General features: G+C 58.9%; 19 protein-coding genes. 15 read left to right on the top strand and 4 right to left on the bottom strand.

Translation table 11 applies throughout. The features are described 5' to 3' along the window. The first annotated feature begins 67 nt into the window (after positions 1–67). The 10 genes from C816_RS11340 to C816_RS24535 all read left to right on the top strand — a co-directional run bounded on the left by C816_RS11340 (position 68) and on the right by C816_RS24535 (position 10,141). Complete coding sequence (locus C816_RS11340; RefSeq protein ID WP_016322527.1) at positions 68–1,510, top strand: aldehyde dehydrogenase family protein; 1,443 nt, start codon at positions 68–70, stop codon at positions 1,508–1,510. Between the two features lie 27 nt (positions 1,511–1,537). Beyond that, a complete protein-coding gene (locus C816_RS11335) occupies positions 1,538–2,344 on the top strand; it encodes a transketolase (protein ID WP_016322526.1) in 807 nt (268 codons plus the stop codon). A gap of 4 nt (positions 2,345–2,348) precedes the next feature. Next, the gene (locus C816_RS11330) at positions 2,349–3,305 is read left to right on the top strand and encodes a transketolase family protein (RefSeq protein ID WP_016322525.1); all 957 of its coding nucleotides are present in this window, start codon (positions 2,349–2,351) and stop codon (positions 3,303–3,305) included. A gap of 41 nt (positions 3,306–3,346) precedes the next feature. Next, on the top strand, positions 3,347–4,405 hold the full coding sequence (locus C816_RS11325) for a TRAP transporter substrate-binding protein (RefSeq protein WP_016322524.1): 1,059 nt from the start codon (positions 3,347–3,349) through the stop codon (positions 4,403–4,405). Between the two features lie 191 nt (positions 4,406–4,596). Further along, entirely contained in the window at positions 4,597–5,034 is a 438-nt protein-coding gene (locus tag C816_RS11320; RefSeq protein WP_207636924.1) for a TRAP transporter small permease, read from the top strand. Further along, positions 5,031–6,308 (top strand): TRAP transporter large permease, encoded by a 1,278-nt coding sequence (locus C816_RS11315; RefSeq protein ID WP_016322522.1) that lies wholly within the window; start codon positions 5,031–5,033, stop codon positions 6,306–6,308. The genes C816_RS11320 and C816_RS11315 overlap by 4 nt, the downstream gene beginning before the upstream one ends. Before the next feature lie 74 nt (positions 6,309–6,382). Continuing rightward, positions 6,383–7,417 (top strand): zinc-dependent alcohol dehydrogenase, encoded by a 1,035-nt coding sequence (locus tag C816_RS11310; RefSeq protein ID WP_016322521.1) that lies wholly within the window; start codon positions 6,383–6,385, stop codon positions 7,415–7,417. An 80-nt stretch (positions 7,418–7,497) separates the two neighbouring features. Next, positions 7,498–8,847 carry a UbiD family decarboxylase gene (locus C816_RS11305; RefSeq protein ID WP_016322520.1) on the top strand — a complete coding sequence of 450 codons (1,350 nt, stop codon included), beginning with the start codon at positions 7,498–7,500 and terminating at the stop codon, positions 8,845–8,847. An 80-nt stretch (positions 8,848–8,927) separates the two neighbouring features. Continuing rightward, positions 8,928–9,554 carry a UbiX family flavin prenyltransferase gene (locus C816_RS11300; RefSeq protein WP_016322519.1) on the top strand — a complete coding sequence of 209 codons (627 nt, stop codon included), beginning with the start codon at positions 8,928–8,930 and terminating at the stop codon, positions 9,552–9,554. Between the two features lie 296 nt (positions 9,555–9,850). After that, positions 9,851–10,141, top strand: a complete 291-nt coding sequence (locus C816_RS24535; RefSeq protein ID WP_207636923.1) for a hypothetical protein — start codon at positions 9,851–9,853, stop codon at positions 10,139–10,141. On the opposite strand, the gene C816_RS11295 is transcribed toward C816_RS24535, so the two are convergent. From C816_RS11295 to C816_RS11285, 3 genes are read right to left on the bottom strand one after another with little or no spacing between them, the layout of a single operon-like run. Further along, on the bottom strand, positions 10,122–11,348 hold the full coding sequence (locus tag C816_RS11295; RefSeq protein ID WP_016322518.1) for an FprA family A-type flavoprotein: 1,227 nt from the start codon (positions 11,346–11,348) through the stop codon (positions 10,122–10,124). The genes C816_RS24535 and C816_RS11295 overlap by 20 nt on opposite strands. Positions 11,349–11,383: 35 nt before the next feature. Beyond that, on the bottom strand, positions 11,384–13,294 hold the full coding sequence (locus tag C816_RS22730; protein WP_016322517.1) for an acyl-CoA dehydrogenase family protein: 1,911 nt from the start codon (positions 13,292–13,294) through the stop codon (positions 11,384–11,386). A gap of 21 nt (positions 13,295–13,315) precedes the next feature. Then, a complete protein-coding gene (locus C816_RS11285; protein WP_016322516.1) occupies positions 13,316–13,717 on the bottom strand; it encodes an RrF2 family transcriptional regulator in 402 nt (133 codons plus the stop codon). Between the two features lie 1,021 nt (positions 13,718–14,738). Here C816_RS11285 and C816_RS25640 point away from each other — a divergent pair. From C816_RS25640 to C816_RS11265, 3 genes are all read left to right on the top strand, one after another. Then, positions 14,739–15,170: a pentapeptide repeat-containing protein gene (locus C816_RS25640; protein ID WP_016322515.1), complete on the top strand. Its 432-nt coding sequence runs from the start codon at positions 14,739–14,741 to the stop codon at positions 15,168–15,170. A 474-nt stretch (positions 15,171–15,644) separates the two neighbouring features. Continuing rightward, positions 15,645–16,478, top strand: coding sequence for a class I SAM-dependent methyltransferase (locus C816_RS11270; protein WP_016322514.1), 834 nt, complete (start codon positions 15,645–15,647; stop codon positions 16,476–16,478). A gap of 56 nt (positions 16,479–16,534) precedes the next feature. Further along, positions 16,535–18,304, top strand: a complete 1,770-nt coding sequence (locus tag C816_RS11265; protein ID WP_016322513.1) for an ABC-F family ATP-binding cassette domain-containing protein — start codon at positions 16,535–16,537, stop codon at positions 18,302–18,304. 107 nt (positions 18,305–18,411) lie between these two features. Here the strand turns inward: C816_RS11265 and C816_RS11260 are convergent, their stop codons facing one another. Then, a complete protein-coding gene (locus tag C816_RS11260; protein ID WP_016322512.1) occupies positions 18,412–18,864 on the bottom strand; it encodes a CBS domain-containing protein in 453 nt (150 codons plus the stop codon). A gap of 373 nt (positions 18,865–19,237) precedes the next feature. On the opposite strand from C816_RS11260, the gene C816_RS11255 reads away from it, so the two are divergent. Next, complete coding sequence (locus C816_RS11255; protein WP_016322511.1) at positions 19,238–19,567, top strand: DUF7677 family protein; 330 nt, start codon at positions 19,238–19,240, stop codon at positions 19,565–19,567. A 384-nt stretch (positions 19,568–19,951) separates the two neighbouring features. After that, positions 19,952–20,635, top strand: a complete 684-nt coding sequence (locus C816_RS11250; RefSeq protein WP_242832187.1) for a Crp/Fnr family transcriptional regulator — start codon at positions 19,952–19,954, stop codon at positions 20,633–20,635. Positions 20,636–20,869 lie beyond the last annotated feature (234 nt).

Raw genomic sequence — 20,869 nt, 5'->3', positions numbered from 1 at the left:
TTTTGCGGACCATACCTTCGGAACGTTGTACGATAATATCAAAAACATTTCAAAAGGAGTGCCCACGATGAAAGAGTACACACCTTATATTCATGGAGCATGGGTTCCGGCGGTTGACGGCGCATGGACGGACGATCGGAATCCCGCCAATGGTCAGGTTGTCGCCCGTGTCCAGACCGCGGGGCCCCAGGATCTGAACCGGGCGCTGGCCTCCGCCCAGTCGGCCTTTGCCTCCTGGTCTGTCTCCCCGGCGGCCCAGCGGGAGCAGATTCTTCTGAAAGCCGCCGACTGTCTGGAGGCTATGCGGGATGAGGCGGTGGAGCTTTTGATTGCCGAGAGCGGCTCTGCCTGGAAGAAGGCCGTGCAGGAGGTGGCAGGCAGCGTCGGGATTCTGCGGACCGCCGCGGGAGAGTGCCGGCGAATCAGCAGTGAGGTATTTGCCCCCGCCGCACAGGACAATTTCTCCTTCTCCCTGCGCTGCCCCATGGGCGTGGTTCTGGGCATCACGCCCTTCAACTACCCGCTGCTGCTGGCAATGAAAAAAGTGGCCTACGCCCTGGCGGCCGGGGATACCTTCATCCTCAAGCCCGCCTCCGCCACGCCTGTCTCCGGACATATGATCGCCCGTGTTTTCCATGAGGCGGGCCTGCCCGCGGGCGTTTTGAATGTCGTTCCCTGCTCCGGCAGATTGGTGGGCAGCCAGTTGATTCAGGACGACCGGGTGCGGATGGTGACGTTTACCGGCTCCAGCGATGTGGGGCTCGTCATCGCGCAGCAGGCGGCGGCGCTGCTCAAACGCTACACCATGGAGCTGGGCGGCAAAAATCCCATGATTGTCCTGAAAGACTACTCTGTGGATCAGGCGGTTCACCTGGCGGGCTATGGCGCTTTCTTCCATCAGGGGCAGGTGTGCATGGCCACCTCCCGCATCATTGTGGAAGCGCCGGTGTACGACGAGTTCTGCGAGAAGTTCACCGCCCGGGCCCAGGGCTTCAAAGTGGGCGATCCCCGGGAGCACGACACAGTGATCGGCCCCCTGATTGAGGAGGCCCAGTGCGCTGTTATTGACGCGCAGGTTCGGGACGCCGTAGGCAAGGGCGCCCGGCTGCTGACCGGAGGAACCCATGAGGGCCCCTTTTATCATCCCACCGTGCTGGCGGATGTGACGCCGGAGATGGACATCTTCGATCAGGAGAGCTTTGGGCCCGTCACCTCCATCATTCGCGCCGAAGACGCGGAGGATGCGCTGGCCATCTGCAACAACAGCCGGTTCGGCCTTTCCTCCGCTCTGCTGACCTACGATCTGCAAAAGGCCTTCTCCCTGTCCATGCGGATGGATGTGGGCAAGGTCCACATCAACGACACCACCTTTGTCAGCGGTACCGTGGCCCCCTCCGGCGGCTTTAAGCTCAGCGGCGTGGGCAAGGAGGGCGGACACCACTCCATTGAGGAATTTACCGAGCTGAAATGGATCACAATGCAGTATCAAGATCATTCGATGCCGTGCTGAACAAAATATAAGGAGGAAGTAAAGATCATGAGCAAGATTCAGGAAATCTGCCGCGATGTCCGAAGGGACATCGTGACCACCCTGGCCACTGCCGGCTGCGGCCATCCCGGCGGGTCTTTGTCGGCTGTGGAGATTGTGACGGAGCTGTATTTTGAAAAGATGCATGTAGACCCCGCCAACCCCAGAGACCCGGACCGGGACCGCTTTGTCCTCAGCAAGGGCCACGCGACTTTGATGATGTACTCCGTTCTGGCGGAACGCGGCTATTTCCCCGCAGAGGAGCTGAAGAGCTTTCGAAAGGACTGGAGCAGGCTCCCCGGCCATCCCGATATGAACAAGGTTCCCGGCATTGACATGACCAGCGGTTCTCTGGGCCAGGGGCTGGCTGCGGCCAACGGCATGGCCCTGGCCGGACGCCTTCAAAAGAGGGACTATCACGTCTATGTTCTGATGGGGGACGGAGAACTGCAGGAGGGCATGATCTGGGAGGCTGCGATGGCCGCCGCCCACTACAGGCTGGACCATGTGATCGCCTTTGTAGACCGCAACGGCCTGCAAATTGACGGAACTACCGAGCAGGTGATGGGTCTGGAGCCTCTGGCGGACAAATGGCGGAGCTTTGGCTGGCACGTCCAGGAGGTGGACGGCCATGACACTGCGGCCCTGGGCGCCGCAGTTGACACGGCCAAGGCCGCCAAAGGGCGGCCCTCCGTCATCATCGCCAGGACGGTGAAGGGCAAGGGCGTCTCCTTTATGGAAAATAAGGTTGAGTTCCATGGCAAGGCCATTACAAAGGAACAGGCCGCCATGGCGATGGCAGAAATGGAGGGCTGAGACAATGAGGATCGAGAACAGCAAGACGCTGGTGCGCTCCACCAGAACCGCTTATGCCGACGCCCTGTTGGACCTGGGCCCGGAAAACGATAGACTCGTCGTTTTGGACGCGGATCTCTCCGAGTCCACGATGACCTGCAAATTTGCGAAAAAATACCCTGAGAAGTTTTTCAACATGGGCATCGCCGAGCAGAGCATGATGGGTACGGCGGCGGGCCTTGCCGCCTGCGGCATGATCCCCGTTTGCAGCACTTTTTCTGTGTTTGCCAGCCTGCGCTCCGGCGAGCAGATCCGCACCTCCGTCGCCTATCCCAGGCTGAATGTGAAGATCGTCACCACCCACTCCGGCCTGAGCATCGGCACCGCCGGTGCCACCCACTTCTGCGAGGAGGATCTGGCGATTATGCGGGCCATCCCCAATATGACCGTCATCGCCCCGGCGGATTATCTGGAAACGGTTCAGGCGGTCAAGGCCGCTGTGGAGATGGAGGGCCCCGTCTATATCCGCCTGGGCCGGGGCGACGCGCCGGTGCTTTACGCGGAGCTGGACGACTACCAAATTGGCAGGGCCGTCACCTTCCGGGAGGGCTCCGACGTGACGATTGCCGCCGCAGGCGTCATGCTCCAGCGGGCCGTGGCCGCAGCGGAGGAGTTGGAGAAGCACGGCGTCAGCTGCCGCGTTCTGGACATCCACACCATCAAGCCCTTTGATAAAGAGGCGGTGGAGAAGGCGGCGCGAGAGACAAAAGCCATCATCACCATGGAAGAGCACAACGTCTTCGGCGGCCTGGGAAGCGCCGTTGCGGAGACAGTGGCGGCCATGCCCGGCGCAAAAGCTGTTGTGAAAATCCTGGGTATTCCCGACGTATTCGGCGATGTGGCTTCCGCCGAGCTGTTGTGGGACTCCTATCATATGGATGCCGTGAGCGTCTGTAATACTGCGCTGGAACTTATCCGCTAATAGGTCCGCGCTTTATTAAAATAAAAATTGGAGGTAACGACATGAAAAGAATCTGCGCTCTGATCCTGAGCCTTGCAATGGCTCTGACCCTTGCCGCCTGCGGCGGGAACAACGGCGGCACTTCCGCGCCCCCGGCGGCAAGTCCCGATGCGGACCAGTCAGCTCCTTCCGGGGAGAGCACGACTCTGCGCCTGGCTTGGACGGTGGCCTATCAGGACGACCATCCCTATACCGTCGCGGCCGAGAGCTTCAAACAATACGTGGAAGAGAACACGGACGGCCGTGTCAAGGTTGAGCTCTACGCCGGCGGCCAGCTGGGCGGCGACGTGGAGATGATGGAGATGCTGCAAATGGGCACCCTGGATGTAGCCGTCACCTCCACGCCCACCATTGCAAACTTCACCGATGTTCTGGTGGGATGCGATATGCCCTATATCTGGCACAACGATCTCCAGGCGATGTACAGCGTTCTGACCGAGGGCGATATTGGCCGCCGGCTGCTGGACAGAATGCAGGAGGAGGTCGGAATTGTCGGATTGTCCTTCCTGTATCAGCCCTTCCGCCATTTTTACACCAACAAGCCCATTGAAACTCTGGACGACATGGCGGGCTTGAAGCTGCGCTGCATGCAGACCCCCGTGCATATGGCCATCTTTGAGGCCTTGGGCTGCAAGCCGGTCTCCCTGACCTACAATGACATCTACTCCGCCATGCAGCAAAATACCATCGACGGCTTCGAGTCCGACGCCATGGGCGGCACCGCCTCCAAGTTCTATGAGGTCGCCGACTATTTGACGATTTCCGGCCACTTCAACAACACCATGGTTCTGCTGATGTCCGACCCCTCTTACAGCGCGATGTCCGCGGAGGATCAAGCCGTCTGCATGGCGGCGGCCGCCGAAGCTGCTGCCGCCTCCCTGAAAACCTCCATTGAGGCAAACGACTTCCATATTCAGAATATGCAGGACAACGGCATGACCCTGTGCACGCCGGACATGGAGCCCTTCTACGCCGCTGTGCAGCCCCTGATCGACCAGTACTGTCAGGAGATTCCCGAGGCCAAGCTCCTGGTGGACGCCGCTCAGGAGGCCGTTGGCTGATATTGCCGCACTCCTTCCAGCCGGCAGAACCGGCCCTCGTCTCCGCCTGGACCAGGTTCCAGGCGGAGACGAGCCGGGACGTTTGCGGGAAAAAATCAACAGAGGTGAAGAAATTGAAGGTTTTCAACAAATTCGAAGAGGGCTTGAGCTTTGTATTCAAACTAATCACGGCTGTTGCTCTTTTCGTGCAAATGTTCATTGTTTTTCTGGGCGTCATCATGCGGTACTGCTTCAGCAGTCCTCAGCCCTGGATTGACGAGCTGTCCGCGTACCTGCTGGTGGTCATTACGTATCTGGGAGGCTATGTCGCCCTGCGGGGCGACAAGATGGCGGGCATCACCTTCCTCCGGGACAGCCTCCCGCCGGGGGCGAAAAAGGCGCTGTGCGTCCTGGGCGATCTGATGATGATGGTTCTGCTGGCGGCCATGGCCTGGTACGGCTATGCGCTCTGCTCCTCTGCCGCCGTGATCAACCAGCGCACGCCCACGCTCCGTATTCCCATTATCGTTTTTTACTGCCTGATCCCGATCTCCGGCGCGCTGATGGAGCTGTGCATGATTAACCGCTTGATTGCCCATATCTGCGGGACGGACGTCGCCGTGGAGGAGAAAGGAGCGTATACCGAATGATTGTGGCGTTTATCTTTGTCCTCGCACTGGCTATCGGCGTACCCATTGCCCTGGTGCTGGGGCTGACCGCCGTCGCCCATATGTGTACGCTCGGCCCGCAGATGCTGCTGGCCCTGCCCCAAAAGCTGTTTTCCTCCGCCAGCAATTACAGCCTGCTGGCAATTCCCCTGTTCCTGCTGGCCGGTGAGCTGATGGGCCTGTCCGGCGACGTGGACCGCCTGTGCAATCTGGCCCGTGTGCTGATCGGCCGGATTAAGGGAAGCCTGTGTTACGCCACCGTCCTGCTGGGCGCCATGCTGGGCGCGTCTCTGGGCTCCGCCAACGCGGAGGCCGCGCTGCTGGGCAGCGTGATGTATCCCAACCTGGTGAAGGACGGCTATGGAGACACCTTCAGCGCGGGCCTGATTTCCGCCACGTCGGTGATCGGTCCCATGATCCCGCCGGGACTGCTGTTTGTCATCTATGCCGTGCAGGCCAATATCTCCGTCCGGGATTTGTTTTTGTGCGGCGTATCGGTGGGCATCTATCTGGCCCTGGCGCTGTTCTTCGTCATCTTCTGTTTCAGCCGCAGGCGGAATTGGCCGGTAGGCGCCAAGCCGGACAGCCGCGAGGTTTGGAGGGCCTGGAAGCAGGCGGCATTTTCCATTGTCACCCCTGTGGCAGCCCTGCTGTGCATCGGCACCGGTATATGCACCGCTACGGAGGCCGCGGCAGTATTGGCAATGTTGATTTTCCTGGTGGGCACCTTTATCTATAAAACTATCACCCTGAAAAAGCTGTACAACTGCCTTTTGAAATCCGCCGTTTCCTCTGCCGCTGTTTTGATGATCGGCGCTATGGGCGGTGTGTTTGGCTACACCCTGGCTTTTGACCAAATCCCCACCAGGATTGCAAATTTCGTGATCGGCCTGTCCGACAACCGCTATGTCATTCTGCTGCTGATCAATGTCATGCTGCTGATTATCGGTATGCTGATGGACGCCACTCCCGCCGTTATCATTCTGGTTCCGGTTCTGCTGCCGATCATCAGTCAGTTCAACTACAATCCGGTACACTTTGGCGTCATGGTCTGTCTGAATCTGACCGTTGGCCTGCTGACGCCTCCGGTGGGCACCTGCCTGTACACCACCGCGTCCTCCACCGGAATCGAGGCCAACAAGCTGGTGCGGACCATCTGGCCGTGGTGCGGCGTCTGCGTCGCCGTGCTGCTGTTTGTGACTTACGTTCCCCAGTCCGTCATGTGGCTGCCGAACCTGCTGGCCCGCTTTGCCTGATCCGACAGGGCCGGAGAGGCCCGTTTTCCGGCGGAACAACGTGCTCCGCCACAATTTTTGAAGAGGTGAGAACCATGAAAGCAGTTGTAAAAACCGCCAAAGGTCCCGGTAATGTGGCGTATACCGATTTTCCCGATCCCCGCAGACCCGGTCCGGGAGAGCTGCTGGTGGAGGTCAAGGCCACGGGCGTCTGCGGAACGGACCTGCATATTTTGGAGGATACCTTCCATAATCATCCCCCGGTGGTGCTGGGTCACGAATTTTCCGGCGTGGTACTGGAAACCGGAGAGGGCGTAACCATGTTCCGCCCCGGAGACCGCGTTACCGCCGAGGCCCCCGCCCGTCTCTGCGGCAAGTGCATGTACTGCCGCACCGGAAACTACAACCACTGCGGCAGCCGCTCCGGCATGGGCTGGGGGGAGAACGGCAGCTTTGCCAAGTACACCGTCATTGAAGAGCAGATGGCCCATATTGTGCCCGACGGCGTCAGCTTCAAGGCCGGCGCTCTGATGGAGCCCATGGCCTGCGTGGCTCACGCCATTGAGATCACCGGCTTGAAGGGCGACGACACCGTGGTGGTATCCGGTCCGGGGCCCAACGGTCTTTTGATGACCCAGCTGGCTAAGGCGGAGGGCGCCACCGTCATTGTGACGGGCACCGAGGCCGACGCCGGCCGGCTGGAAATTGCCCGGCAGCTGGGGGCGGACTACACCATCAACGTCCAGGCCGAGGACGCTGCCGCCCGCATCCGGGAACTGACCGGAGGCTATGGCGCGGACGCCGTGTTTGAGTGCGCCGGAGCCCAGTCCTCTATTGACGCCTGCTTTGAGTATGTGCGCCGGATGGGCAGATACACGCAGATGGCCATGTTCGGAAACCGCAGAATGGCTGTGGACATGGACAAGCTGGTGGTGAAGGAAATCCGCATGATCGGCTCCCAGAGCCAGCGTTGGACATCCTGGGATAAAACCGTCAAGCTCCTGGCCGCGGGCAAGGTGCGTCTGGACCCCCTGGCTACCCACGAGTTCGGTCTGAGCGAGTGGGAAAAGGCCTTTGAAGTCTTTGAAAAAAAGCAGGGGCTGAAGGTCGTCATGTATCCGGAGGAGTAACACAGCCGCGGCTCCAAAGCCCGCCTCCGCCCGGAATGACGGGCCCCATCTCAGAAGCTGTACCAATAGGAGGAACACGCATGAAACCGATTTTAAGGGAGTGGCTGACTGAGGCGGAGGCGCGGGGACTGATGAAGCGCGTCCGCCGGGAGGTCAGCCCCATCCATGAGCTGGCGGCGGTGGGCAAGCTGCTGGAGCCGCAGTACGGCGCCTTCTTCGAGCGCGTCGCCGGCAGCGCCATTCCTGTGGTCACAGGTCTTGCCGCCTCGCGGGAGGCCATGGCCCAATCCATCGGCCTCTCCGTCCGGGAGCTGCCGGACAGGTTCAACGACGCCCTGACCCGCCTCACGCCCTGTAAAACGCTGAACAGAGAAGACGGCCCCTTTGCCGTCAAGGCGCATATTCTCACTGGCGAACAGGTGGATCTGGGAATTCTGCCCGCCTGCCTGCACCATGAAAAAGACAGCGCCCGCTATCTGACCGCGGCTTTATGTATCGTCAAAGACCCGGAGACCGGCATACGGAACGTGTCGATCCACCGTCACGAAATCAAGGACCGCAGCCACTTGGGCGCGCTGCTGCTGCCCCGCCACACCAACCAGATCTTCCGCAGGGCCGAGGCCTTGGGCAGGCCCCTGGAAATCGCTCTGGCAATCGGCGTGCATCCTGCACTGCTGTTAAGCTCCCAGGCGACCACCCGGCTGGGCGTGGATGAATTTGAAATTGGCGGAACGCTTTTGGGGGAGCCTATTGAACTGGTGCCCTGTGAAACCGTGGATTTGGAAGTCCCGGTGGAATGCGAGATTGTTATAGAGGGCAGAATACTGCCAAATGTCCGGGAGAACGAGGGCCCCTTTGGAGAGTATCCCCGGACTTACGGCCCCCGTGCGCCCCGCCACGTGATTGAGGTAACGGCGATTACTCACCGGGACACGCCCATCTATCACACCATTATTCCGGCTTCCATGGAGCACCTGCTTCTGGGGGGGATTCCCAGGGAGGCCGCTATGCTGCAGCTTGTCCGGCAGACCACGCCCAATGTGAAAAGCGTCCACATTACGCCGGCCGGCGGCTGCCGGTATCACGCGGTAATCCAGTTGGACCAGCAGTATAAGGGAGAGGCAAAAAATGCCATCTTTGCCGCGTTTGCCAGCAGCTCCGAGATCAAGCACGTGACTGTGGTGGATACCGACATTGATATATTCGACACCCAGGATGTAGAGTGGGCGCTGGCTAACCGCGTTCAGGCGGGGCGGGATGTATTTGTGGTTACCGGCGCCATGGGCAACAAGCTGGACCCCTCCTCCGCCGACGGAGTCAGCGACAAGCTGGGCATTGATGCCACCATCCCTGTGGACGCCGAGCGCGGCCGCTTTCAAAAAATCCACATCGCCGGCATGGAGAACATCCGCCTGGAGGACTATCTCTGACACCGTGATGCCGCCGTCCTTCGCGAAGAGAAGAACGGCGGCGTTTTCTTTACTCATCATGATTTTCACCGGAGGTCAATATGGAAAAAAGACGAATCATTGTGGCAATGACCGGCGCCAGCGGGGCGGTCCTGGGCATACGGCTGCTCCAGGAGCTGCGGAGCAGCGGAGCGGAAATCCATCTGATCCTGAGCGAGTGGGCGCAGAAAACCATTGCGCTGGAAACCGGTTATACGGTGACACAGGTTCAGTCTCTGGCACATGCGGTTTATCCCGTCACAGATATGGCCGCCGGCATTTCCAGCGGCTCCTTCCAAACAGAGGGCATGGCGGTAGTTCCGTGCAGCATGAAGACCCTCGCCGCCATTGCCAACGGCTTTTCCTGCAATTTAATTGCCCGTGCCGCCGATGTGACGCTGAAAGAACGCCGCCGCCTGCTTCTGGTCCCGCGAGAGACACCGCTCTCCTCCATTCACCTCCGGAATATGCTGACCCTCACCGAGGCGGGGGCCATGCTCCTGCCGCCCTGTGTCGGCTTTTACGCACGCCCTCAGACATTGGAGGACGCAGTGGATCATTTGGTGGGAAAAATCCTGGACGGACTTGGCATTCCCCAGCGGTTATACCGCCAATGGGAGGGAGCGGCCGGCCCTATTGAGGCTGGAATGTCCCCTAAATCCCTGGAGCCGCGGCATGGAACCCGATAGTTGTTGATTTTGCATTGCCATCTTAGGCCTTGTTTGAAAAAAGTCAAAACGCCCAAACGGTGGATCTTGATCCGCCACTCTGCGTTAAATGTTCTTGCCGGGCGTCAGCCCGCCTGCAAAAATTTGCCTTGATTGGCGAAAATATCTCTCGCCGTTGGGCATTCCGCCTTTTTTCAAACATGGCCTAACCGCTGGAATTTGCCTATCCGGAGTGAGCTGCCGTCTGCCGGGGGTCTCCCGCAGCTCAGAGGTCAGCTCCGCCGCCCATAAGCGCCAGGGTCAGCTGGGCGTCTCTCTTGAAATATACGGATGCCCAGTTTGAACGGAAGCGTCGTTGTGATGTGAGTCTGCAGCTGGTCAGCTTGCCGGCAAGGGAACAGCAGACAGAGATTTGGCAGATAGGTTCAAAAAGACTTTTTACCACTCATTGGATGGAGAAAGCTGCGGGCATCTCAAAAGATAAGAAAATTTGTTCGGATTGGGCGGGGTTGTTCAACAAAAAGCGTGTTTGCGTCAGTACTGACGCAAACACGCTTTCCGTTAAGCCTTTTGTATTTGTATGGCTCTTTACTTGCTCTCGCCCTTGATCGAGGCGGCGATGGCGTCGGCCAGAGCATCGATCTCCGATTCATTATCGGCCTTGAGGGAAGAGGTGACGGTCATCTCCTCGTCCAGAACGGTCATGTTTTTCAGACTCTCGATCTCCTCCTTCATCAGTGCGCCGGAGCGGGGCGCCCAAGAGCCGCTGCCCATGATGGCGACCGTGCGTTTCTGGAGATTCAGGGCCTTCATGTCCATGAGGAAATTGTGCATGGGCGGGAAAATGCCCAGGTTGTAGGTAACGGAGGCCAGCACCAGGTGGCTGTACTTAAACAGATCGGAGATCAGATAGCTGACATGGGTGGAGGACACGTCATACAGCCGGGTGTTGGTGACGCCCCGGGCGGTGAGCTTGGCGGCCAGGACCTCGGCGGCGGCCTCGGTATTGCCGTACATGGAGGCGTAGACAATCATGACGCCTTTCTCCTCCGGCTCATAGGTGGCCCAGTGGGTGTATTTATCGATGATGTACCCCAGATCCTTGCGCCACACCGGACCGTGGAGGGGGCACAGATATTTGATGTTGTCCAGTCCCACGACGCTGGCAGCCTTGTTCAGCAGGGCCACCACCTGGGGGCCGTACTTGCCCACGATGTTGGTGTAGTACCGCCGGGCGTCGTCGATCCACTCCCGGTCAAAGTCAAATTCATCGGCGAAGAGCTTGCCGTCCAGAGAGCGGAAGGAGCCGAAAGCGTCGGCGGAGAAAAGGACGCCGTTGGTGGTGTCGAAGGTCACCATGGCCTCGGGCCAGTGGACCATGGGAGCGTAAACGAAGGCCACCGTGTGCTTGCCGAAGCTCTTGGTATCCCCCTCCTTGACCTCTTCAATCTGATTGGGGTCCAGGCCGAAGCCGAACTGGTTCAGCAGCGTGACCGCCTTGGGGGTGGTGATGATCTTCACCTTGGGCCAGCGCAGGAGAATCTCCTCAATGGAGGCGGCGTGATCCGGCTCCACGTGGTTGATGACCAGATAGTCCAGGGGGCGGCCGTTGAGCACAGCCTTCACGTTGGCAATAAACTGCCGGCCCACCGCCCAGTCTGCGGTGTCGAAGAGGACAGTCTTCTCGTCCAGCAGGACATAGGCGTTGTAGGAGACGCCGTGGTACAGGGGGTGGATGTTCTCAAACAGAGCCAGCCGGTGCTCGTCTGCGCCTACCCAGTAAAGGTCGTCGGTGACCATGCGGTAATTATACATATAGGGCTTCCTCCTTTATGATTCTTTTAAAGTGGTTACGCCTCGATTTCAATGAAAGCCTCGGCAGGCTCGCCGCAGTGGGGGCAGGTCCAGCCCTCGGGCAGGTCCTTGAAGGCGGTGCCGGGCTTGACCTCGTTCTCCGGGTCGCCCTGCATGGGATCGTACTCGTGGCCGCAGCCGTTGCAGACATACAGTTTCCGGGGCTGATAGACCTTTTTGGGGACCATCCGTTTCATCTTCACCATGGGAGGCGCAGGCTGCTTCTCCCCGGTGTCCAGGGCGGCGGTGAGCAGGGGCAGGATTTCCATCACATCCCCTACGATGCCGTAGTCGCAGTTTTTGAAGATTTTGGCATTGGGGTTTGTGTTGATGGCCACGATGCAGGAGGCGTCCTTGATACCTTTCAAGTGCTGAATGGCGCCGGAGATCCCGCAGGCGATATAGAGGTTGCCCTTGAACTTCTGACCGGACATGCCCACATAGCGGTTGATAGGCACATATTTCAGCGTCTCGGCCACAGGACGGCTGGAGCCGACCGCCGCGCCGGCGGCTTTGGCCAGGTTCTCGATCAGCTTCATATTCTTTTTCTCCCCGATGCCCTGTCCGGCGGAGACCACCCGCTCAGCCTGGGTGATGGGGGTGTCCATGGGGATGCCCACGGTGAAGTCATGGCCGTCCTTTTTCAGGTTGGCCACCAGGGTCTCCACCTTCTCCTGGGCAGTGCCGTCCTTGAGAATCAGGCGCTTGCGGGCTCCGGTTTCGGGGCCCTTTTGCTGGGCGGGGGCGGCGGAGGTGTCCTTGGCCGCCTTGCCCAGGATATGGGAGGCGATGACCACCCGCTGAATTTCGTTGGTGCCCTCATAGATGGTGGTGATCTTGGCGTCGCGGTAGAACCGTTCCACCTCCATGCCCTTGATATAACCGCAGCCGCCGAAAATTTGCAGGGCGTCGTTGGTGACCTCCAGGGCAATGTCGGAGGCGTACTGCTTGGCCATAGCGGACTCCATGCCGTAGGGAGCGTGGGCCTGTTTCAGCTCGGCGGCGGAGTAGACCAGAAACCGGGCGCAGCGCAGCTTGGTCGCCATATCGGCAATTTTGAAGGCCACGTTCTGCTGCTGGCAGATGGGCTTGCCGAACTGGACGCGCTCCTTGGAGTACTCCACGGCGGCCTCATAGGCTCCCTGGGCGATGCCCAGCGCCTGGGCCGCGATGCCGATGCGGCCGCCGTCCAGGGTGGCCATGGCGATCTTAAAGCCCTGGCCCTCTTTGCCCAGCAGATTCTCTTTGGGAACCTTGACGTTATTAAAGTTCAGCTGGCAGGTGGCAGAGGAGCGGATGCCCATCTTGTCATAGTGTTCCTCAAAGGTGAAGCCCTCCCAGCCTTTCTCCACAATGAGGGCGGAGATGCCCCGGGTGCCGATGCCGGGCGTAGTGACGGCGAAGACCACATAGGTGTCGGCCTGACCGCCGTTGGTGATAAAAATTTTCTCACCGTTCAGGAGGTAGTGGTCCCCCATGTCCTCGGCGGTGGTCTCGGTGCCGCCGGCGTCAGAGCCGGCGTTAGGCTCGGTCAGGCCGAAGGCGCCCACCTTTTTGCCGGAGCACAGGTCGGGCAGGTACTTTTTCTTCTGTTCCTCATTGCCAAAGGCGTAGATAGGATAGGTACCCAGAGAGGTGTGGGCCGACAGGATCACGCCCACGCCGCCGTCCACCCGGGCCAGCTCCTCCACGGCGATGGCGTAACTCAGGGCGTCCGCCCCGGCGCCGCCGTACTCCTTCTCATAGGGCAGGCCCATCAGGCCCAGCTCACCCATCTTCTTGACCACCTCGGTGGGGAACTGGTTGTTCTGGTCCAGCATGAAAGCGATGGGCTTTACCTCAGTTTCGGCAAATTCCCTTACCTTGGCCCGCAGCTCCTCATGCTCCTGTGTGGTTTGATACAGCATACAGATACTTCCTCCTCTATATTAAAGTTCCTGGAACATTGCGCTCAATGGCGTTTTGCGCAGCTCCCCGTCCAGCGCTCTCTGGATGCGGGACAGCTCCCGGCACACACCGCAGCTGTCTGGCCGCCGGTTTTCGCACCGATAGCCTGGCCGCTGGCAGCGGTTGACAAAAACAGGGTCTCCAAGCGCCAGAAACAGGTCCCTCAGATACAGCTCTTCGCAGGATCGCCGGATCAGGTAGCCTCCACTGGGCCCCCGATGACTGCCCACCAGGCCGGCGGCATGGAGACGCTTCAGTATTTTCAGCGTGACAGCCTTGGGCATGTGCTCCTTTTCCGCAATAGCCGCAGCGGAGAGCTGCCCGTCCAGATACAGGGCCCGGAGGATACGCAGAGCATAGTCCATTTCCCGGGTCAGCAGCAATTGGATCACGCTCCTTTATAGAGTACCTTTTTAGTACATTATAGCAGTTTTGTTTGTTTTGTCAATACTCGCCGGAAGTAAACTCGCGCTTTTCAGCAAAACAGCAAAAATTTCCGCCTAAATCTGGTGGATATATAGATGCGTTCCGTTCCATGTTGCTGAATAAAATTGAGTCGTATACAACGCCCTCTCCGCAGTCCTGGGATGTGTCAATGACGATTTGAAATTGTATGAAAACGCCGAAGAACTTATGTGGATTTTTGGCGGAGGAACAAAATCAAGTGTTTCCCTGCTCAAATAGAGTGTTTATGATCGGATGTTTCTGGCGCACAAATTCCTTGCGTTCTTTCAGGTGGTAAGATTCACCCTTGATGAGGACCACGACTGCCACATCTTTGCCGTCGTACTCCGCTGGCACGGAGTACCGATTTCCGACGTACGAGATCCCCCACAAGAGGGACACGATGGCTCTAAGCGGCAAAGCCGCCAAGAGCCATCCAGTGAGGCAGTCTTTTTGTACGCGCCTTCAGTTGATCTTATCGATGATGTACTCACAGAAAAAGTGGACAGGCCCTCTTTTTCAACCGCTCAAACGGAATTTCATCGGTGGTGGCGTGGGCCTTGCCATTAACTTTATTGCAGAAGGTAAATTGGCCGCAAGGCCAAAAGAAGCGCCCCTGGGGCCCAGGCCAGAGCCTGTCTGTTCAAATCTGTCAGGCCGTTATACTTGAACCCAACCATGAAATTGTCCCGCACATGCACCGTCTGTTCCACTTTCCCTTTTGTCTGGCATGGTGCTGCAGCCCCCATCAAAGCCCATCCCCCGCAGCTTCTCCAAAATCCGCAGCGCCGAATAGCGCCTTCGCCAGCCACTCGTCTGCGATCTGCTTGTACGAGTCCATCTTCGTGGGCTTAGGCCCTGTTTGAAAAAAGTCAAAACGCCCAAACGGTGGATCTTGATCCGCCACTCTGCGTTAAATGTTCTTGCCGGGCGTCAGCCCGGCAAGAAAGTTTGCCTTGATTGGCGAAAAAATCTCTCGCCGTTGGGCATTCCGCCTTTTTTCAAACAAAGCCTAATCTGGCGGAATCCAGTTTTACGGACTGCGACTTTCAGGGAAGCAATCTCACCAGCCTCAACGCCACAAAGGTGGAATTTTCCGACTGCGGCCTGAACAGAGTGGATTTTTCGGAGACCCGTTTCATAGAGTCTTGCTTTCGGGCCGCAGACAGCCGGCGCAGCACCATCAAAGGCAGTATTTTTAGCTGCTGCAAATTTGAAAGCGTCCTCTTTGATGGGGTTACGTTTAAGGACTGTATTTTTACCGATGCGCTGTTTATCCACTGCAGAATCATCGACGAAACCGGAAAAACGCATTTGCTCACAAAGGCCGACTTTGAACAGGGCTCCTCTTACGCTGGAAATCAAATTGACGAATGTGTTTTTGTCCGTTAATCTGGTATAAAATTTGACGGAATCGCGGCTGTGAACGAGAAAAAATTAGTGCGCCAATGCGCTGGACGCCGGGAGTTGCAGGCTCGAACTTCCTCAGAAAGTATTAGAGGCTCTGCGGAGAGAGACCTGCGGTTCTTTTTGGGAGGAATTACGGTCTCCATACCTGCTGAAACTGCATAGGCCAGGATGTCATTTGTGTCTTAGACCCGGTCTGCCGGCAGAACTTGCGCGGATATACCCTTCGCATCCACGGCCAGATGTATTTTGGTGTTGAGCGCCTACTTGCTGCCGGGCGCGTATCTATGCTATAATGATACCGCTTGCTGCGGACAGCCGGCGGAGCCTTGCACGTATTCTGCCTGTGAGCCGAAGAGCGCGCTGCGCGGAACAGACTTCCAGCTGACGCGATAAAACGCGCCGCTTTCACTGGGAATGGGCAGGCTGGGAACAAACAGAGATAAGAGGAGAACAAACATGCTGAAAGACTCGCTCGAAGCGATATGCGGCCGGCCAAAACGATACGAGGAGATGGAAATTCCGTTTTGGGACGACGAGCATATTTCAAAGCAGATGCTGGCGGCGCATCTCGCCCCGGATTTTGAGGGCGCCAGCAGGAAGCTGGATTTTATCAGGCAGTCCGTGGACTGGATCGGCCAAGCGGCCCCCGCCGCGGACTACCCGGAACTGCTGGATATTGGCTGCGGTCCCGGAATATACGCGGAGCTCTTTGCAAGGGCCGGTTACCGGGTGACCGGGATGGACCTCTCAAGGCGCTCTGTCCAGTACGCCGCGGAGAGCGCCGGGAAACAGGGGCTGGATATTGCATATCAGATTCAAAACTATCTGGATCTGGATGTGCGGGAGACCTATGACCTGTGTACGTTGATCTACTGCGATTATGGGGTGCTGCCGCCGGAAAAGCGGGAGATTCTGATGGGGAATGTCTTTCGCTGTCTGAAAAAAGGCGGGAGATTCCTTCTGGACGTGTTCTCCATGAAGACGTATCGGGAATTTGAGGAGAGACGGGATTGGGAGAGCTGTCCGGACGGCGGCTTTTGGAGCGCCGAAGGGTATGCGGCGCTGAACAGGACGCTCCGCTATCCGCCCAATGTCACGCTGGAACAGGTCGCGGTGCTCTCAGAACATCGGTCTGCGTGCTATTATCTCTGGAATACCTGTTTTACGGCTGGCGGGCTGGTGCTTGAGGCGGAAAGGGCCGGCTTCAAAGCAGCCGGCCTGTACGGCGATGTGGCCGGCAGGGCGTATACAGATGATTCGCCCACAATCGCAGTCTTGCTGGAAAAGTAGTTTGAGCGGGAAGCGGGCCCCGGGCCGGGGGCTCTCCCGCAGATCAGGAGGCCGTTATGCTCTTATCCGCGGAACATCTCTCCATCGACTTCGGCAGCCGCCGGCTGCTGGACGATGTGAATTTCTATCTGAACGAGGGGGACAAGACCGGGATCATCGGGATCAACGGCACCGGCAAGTCCACCCTTTTGAAGGTCCTGGCCGGCGTCCTTGAGCCGGACGCCGGGACCATTGCCCGGAATCCCAACGTCCAGGTCAGCGTCCTGCCTCAGAATCCGGTGATGGAGGACAGCGCCACTGTACTGGAGCAGGTCTTCCTCCACTTCCCGGCGGAGTTCCGGACGCTGAACGAGTACGAAGCCAAGTCCATGCTGAACCGGCTGGGTCTGCCGGACTATGACCAGAAGGTGGGCACCCTCTCCGGCGGGCAGCGGAAGCGGGCGGCCCTGGCGGCGGCCTTGATCCACCCGGCGGATGTGCTGGTGCTGGACGAGCCCACCAACCACCTGGACAGCGGGATGGTGGCCTGGCTGGAGGAGTGGCTGCGGCGGTTTCGGGGCGGCCTGGTGATGGTGACCCACGACCGCTACTTTTTGGAGCGGGTGGTAAACCACATCACCGAGCTGAGCCGGGGGAAGCTGTACCACTACGAGGCCAACTACTCCAAATACCTGGAGCTGCGGGAGGAGCGGGCGGCTATGGCGGAGGCCTCCGAGCGCAAGCGGCAGTCCATCCTCCGCGTGGAGCGGGAGTGGATCATGCGGGGGTGCAAGGCCCGTTCCACCAAGTCCAAGGAGCGCATCCAGCGCTATGAGGAGCTGCTGGCCCGGGATGCGCCGGAGACGGACGAGGCCGTGCAGATGTCGGCGGCCTCCAGCCGCCTGGGGAAGAAGCTCATTGAGCTGCGGGATGTTGTCAAACGCTATGGGGACCGCACGGTCATCGGCGGCTTTTCCTATAATCTGCTGCGGAACGACCGCATCGGCATTGTGGGAAGCAACGGCGCGGGAAAGTCCACGCTGCTGCGCCTGATCGCCGGGGAGCTGACGCCGGACAGCGGCAGCGTGGAGACTGGAGCCACGGTGAAGATCGGTCATTTTTCCCAGGAGGGGCGGGAGCTGGATCTGAATCAGCGGGTGTACGATTTCATCCACTCCATCGCCGGCGAGGTAAAAACCGACGCGGGCACCTTCTCCGCCAGCCAGATGATGGAGCGGTTCCTCTTCCCCGGGGATCTGCAGTCCGTGCCCATCGGGCGGCTGTCCGGCGGGGAGCGGCGGCGGCTGTACCTGCTGTCCGTGCTGATGGCGGCTCCCAACGTGCTGCTGGACGAGCCCACCAACGACCTGGACGTGACCACCCTGTCCATCCTGGAGGACTATCTCCAGAGCTTCCCCGGCCCCGTTCTGGCGGTGTCCCATGACCGCTTCTTTTTGGACAAGCTGGCGGAGTCCATCTTCGAGGTGCGGGACGGGGAGGTCCTGCGCTTTAGCGGCAACTGGTCCGACTGGGCGGAGAAACGCCGGGAGGAGGCCCCCGAAGCGGCGGAAAAGCCCCGTCCTGCGGCAGAGCGTCCCCGGGAGCGGAAGCTGAAATTCTCCTACAAGGAGCAGCGGGAGTTTGAGGCCATTGACGGCGAGATCGAGGACCTGGAGCGCCGGCTGACGGAGTGTCAGGCGGAGCAGGAGGGCTGCGGCAGCGATTATATAAAGCTCCAGGAGCTCCAGGCCCGGCAGGCGGAGCTGGAGGCCGCGCTGGAGGAGAAGACGGAGCGGTGGATTTACCTCAACGAGCTGAAAGAGAAGATCGACGCCCAAAACGGCTAGGCCCTGTTTGAAAATGTCAGAATATGGATTGCGGCGCGTTTTGAACAGGCTCCGCGGTGCGCAGAAAAGAACCGGCGGGACTGCCCCGCCGGTTCTGGAATCCTGTTCTATACGATTTTCCGCATGCGCTGGGTGGCGGCCGATGGATTTTGCTGTTCGGCAAAATAGCGAATGATGTCCTTTCGGGTGATGATGCCGATGAAGTTCTCCAGATCGTCCACCACGGGGACAAAATTCTGGTTCATTGCGCTGGTGAGCAGCTCCTCCATGCTGACGGTGATGCCCACCGGCGGGGCGTTGTCCTCGCAGAAAATGTCCCGCACCCGGAGCTTTTCCAGGTCCTTCAGACTGCGGGTTGCGCGGCGGCCGCCCTCATCGGAGAGCAGGCTCCAGAGAAAGTCCCCCTCGCTGACGGTTCCCACGTACTTCCCGTCCCGGGAGATAACCGGAATGGCCGCGTATCCGTGATAACGCATCTTCTCCAATCCCTGGCGGACTGTGTAATCGTCATACAGGTAAGCCGTGCGGCTTTTGGGAAGCAGAAAATAAGCAATATTCATATAAGCCTCGTTTCTCGCTGGCGGCGGGCAGCCCCGCCTGAGGTGGATGGCAGTTTGTGGGGATTTTGCTGGTTATAGTATACAAGAGCTCTTTTTAAGCTTGATGAACAAATTGTGAAATTTGCCTTAAATTTTCTGCGGGATCTGGATTCAGCCCTGTCTGATAGCGGCGAAAGACGGTTTTGCGGCGTTCTTTCCGTCAGAACTACGCGGATGTCCTGTGTTTCTCCGGCCTCGGGCGTGGATTTGGCCCGCCTGGAAAAGCAGGGTTCCCGCTTGCCTTGTGGGGTTCACCGAGTATTCCAGCCGCTCTGTGCTGTCATGTGGCGTCATAAAGCGGCTGGGACTCAAATCAATGCGGAGGAGTATGGAAATGAAGATCAGCACATATGTAAGCGGCGCCGTCCGGCAGTTCTCATACTGGTTTGCACACGGAACGCTGGGCTATCCTCTTTTGGAGGGAATTGCGTACACCGGTGAAATTTTGAGAGAAGAAAGCAGCTTTGCAGAGCAGGCCTTTGCCATTTTTATGAACAATCTGGAGCTTGACGAGGATGGGAGCGTCCTCAACTATACATACTGTGAACGCCGGGCCGCACAATACATACGGCGCTATTTTGATTCTGACTACAAAGTGGAACCCCCCTTTGACTTTTGGGAGACCGAATTGTACGCGGTGAGCAAAGACTCGTACCAAAAATGAGAAGCTGTCCCAACCGGCAGAAGGAAGCGGACCGGCGAGGAATTTTTTCTCCGGGAAGAAGGAAAAGCGCAGGAATCCCAGTGGATTTCAAGCTTTTCTGACGCAGTCCGGACGGAAGTCTTTCCGCCAGGACATGTACTTTCGCCGGTTGGGACAGCTTTTGAATGTTCGTTGGGGGCAATTTTTATAATGCAGGGGCCGGGCTCTGTCCCGGCCCGTCCGCCGGAAACCTGGCGCTTTCAGAAAACAGGCGGAGACAGTGCCCCGCCCCTACAAAGCCGCAAAATCAAAACCACGGATGGATAAAACACACGGTTGAACACTTCCTCAAAAAGATGGACCTTTACATTTCGGCCGGATGCTGGTATGATGGGAGTGTCGTATATGCAACAGAAAGGAGAGAGGGATATGCTGGCTCCTCAGGAGTTGGAGAAGAGTCCCCTGTTTCGGGATATTACCTACGAGGAATACCAGAGGATGCTGCCCTGTTTTCAGGCAGTGGGGCGGTCCTATCAGACGGACGAATTGATCTACGATTTCGCAGACGCCAAACGGGACGACGTGGGCGTGATCGAGCGGGGGTCTGCGGCGCTGATCCGCATCGACGAGGAGGGCGTGTCCACTGTGATGGAGGAGCTGGGCCCCGGCGGCGTGTTCGGCCGGAATCTGGCCTTCGCCGGGTCGGCGGGGGACAGCCTGGAGGTGGTGTGCCGCGCGCCCTGCGAGGTGGTGTTCATCGACTATTCCCATATCCTCCGGCGGTGCGAGAACGCATGCGCCTACCACAGCACCCTGGTGCAGAACATGCTGCGGCTGATGGCGGACAAGGCCCAGGCCCTGTCGGAGCGGATCGACGTGCTCTCCCGCCGGTCCATCCGGGAAAAGCTGCTGTGCTGCTTCCGGCAGCTGGCCGGCCGGGCCGGGGGGACCAGCTTCACCCTGCCCTTCTCCCTCAGCGTACTGGCAGACTACATCGCCGCGGACCGCAGCGCCATGATGCGGGAGCTGAAACGCCTGCGGGAGGAGGGACTGGTCCGCTCCGAGGGGCGGCGCTTCACACTGCTTTGACAGGAGCGCGGGAAGCCGTATTCACAAACGGCGGATGCCGGATGCGCCGGGCGGAAAAAGCCCCGCCCGGACGGCGTTCGTCAGCGGTGAATACGGCTTCTTAGGCGTTTTTGGCACATCCGGCGGGAAGCCGTACAGAGAGGACGGCTGCAAAATCAAATGATCCAGAAGCGAAAATCGCCTCTGGATCGAACAAGCAAGGAGAACCCGCAAACAGACGGTGCGCATGCAGAC

Source organism: Oscillibacter sp. 1-3, from assembly GCF_000403435.2.
GTDB lineage: Bacteria > Bacillota > Clostridia > Oscillospirales > Oscillospiraceae > Oscillibacter.
Note: the sequence above shows the minus strand (reverse complement) of the source record. Positions and strands in the feature narration are given on the sequence as shown.

Bases quoted from the DNA above. Each gene is read 5' to 3' on its own strand.
- C816_RS11340 (WP_016322527.1), top strand. From the start codon at position 68: ATGAAAGAGTACACACCTTATATTCATGGAGCATGGGTTCCGGCGGTT.
- C816_RS11335 (WP_016322526.1), top strand. From the start codon at position 1,538: ATGAGCAAGATTCAGGAAATCTGCCGCGATGTCCGAAGGGACATCGTG.
- C816_RS11330 (WP_016322525.1), top strand. From the start codon at position 2,349: ATGAGGATCGAGAACAGCAAGACGCTGGTGCGCTCCACCAGAACCGCT.
- C816_RS11325 (WP_016322524.1), top strand. From the start codon at position 3,347: ATGAAAAGAATCTGCGCTCTGATCCTGAGCCTTGCAATGGCTCTGACC.
- C816_RS11320 (WP_207636924.1), top strand. From the start codon at position 4,597: ATGTTCATTGTTTTTCTGGGCGTCATCATGCGGTACTGCTTCAGCAGT.
- C816_RS11315 (WP_016322522.1), top strand. From the start codon at position 5,031: ATGATTGTGGCGTTTATCTTTGTCCTCGCACTGGCTATCGGCGTACCC.
- C816_RS11310 (WP_016322521.1), top strand. From the start codon at position 6,383: ATGAAAGCAGTTGTAAAAACCGCCAAAGGTCCCGGTAATGTGGCGTAT.
- C816_RS11305 (WP_016322520.1), top strand. From the start codon at position 7,498: ATGAAACCGATTTTAAGGGAGTGGCTGACTGAGGCGGAGGCGCGGGGA.
- C816_RS11300 (WP_016322519.1), top strand. From the start codon at position 8,928: ATGGAAAAAAGACGAATCATTGTGGCAATGACCGGCGCCAGCGGGGCG.
- C816_RS11295 (WP_016322518.1), bottom strand. From the start codon at position 11,348: ATGTATAATTACCGCATGGTCACCGACGACCTTTACTGGGTAGGCGCA.
- C816_RS22730 (WP_016322517.1), bottom strand. From the start codon at position 13,294: ATGCTGTATCAAACCACACAGGAGCATGAGGAGCTGCGGGCCAAGGTA.
- C816_RS11270 (WP_016322514.1), top strand. From the start codon at position 15,645: ATGCTGAAAGACTCGCTCGAAGCGATATGCGGCCGGCCAAAACGATAC.
- C816_RS11265 (WP_016322513.1), top strand. From the start codon at position 16,535: ATGCTCTTATCCGCGGAACATCTCTCCATCGACTTCGGCAGCCGCCGG.
- C816_RS11260 (WP_016322512.1), bottom strand. From the start codon at position 18,864: ATGAATATTGCTTATTTTCTGCTTCCCAAAAGCCGCACGGCTTACCTG.
- C816_RS11255 (WP_016322511.1), top strand. From the start codon at position 19,238: ATGAAGATCAGCACATATGTAAGCGGCGCCGTCCGGCAGTTCTCATAC.
- C816_RS11250 (WP_242832187.1), top strand. From the start codon at position 19,952: ATGCAACAGAAAGGAGAGAGGGATATGCTGGCTCCTCAGGAGTTGGAG.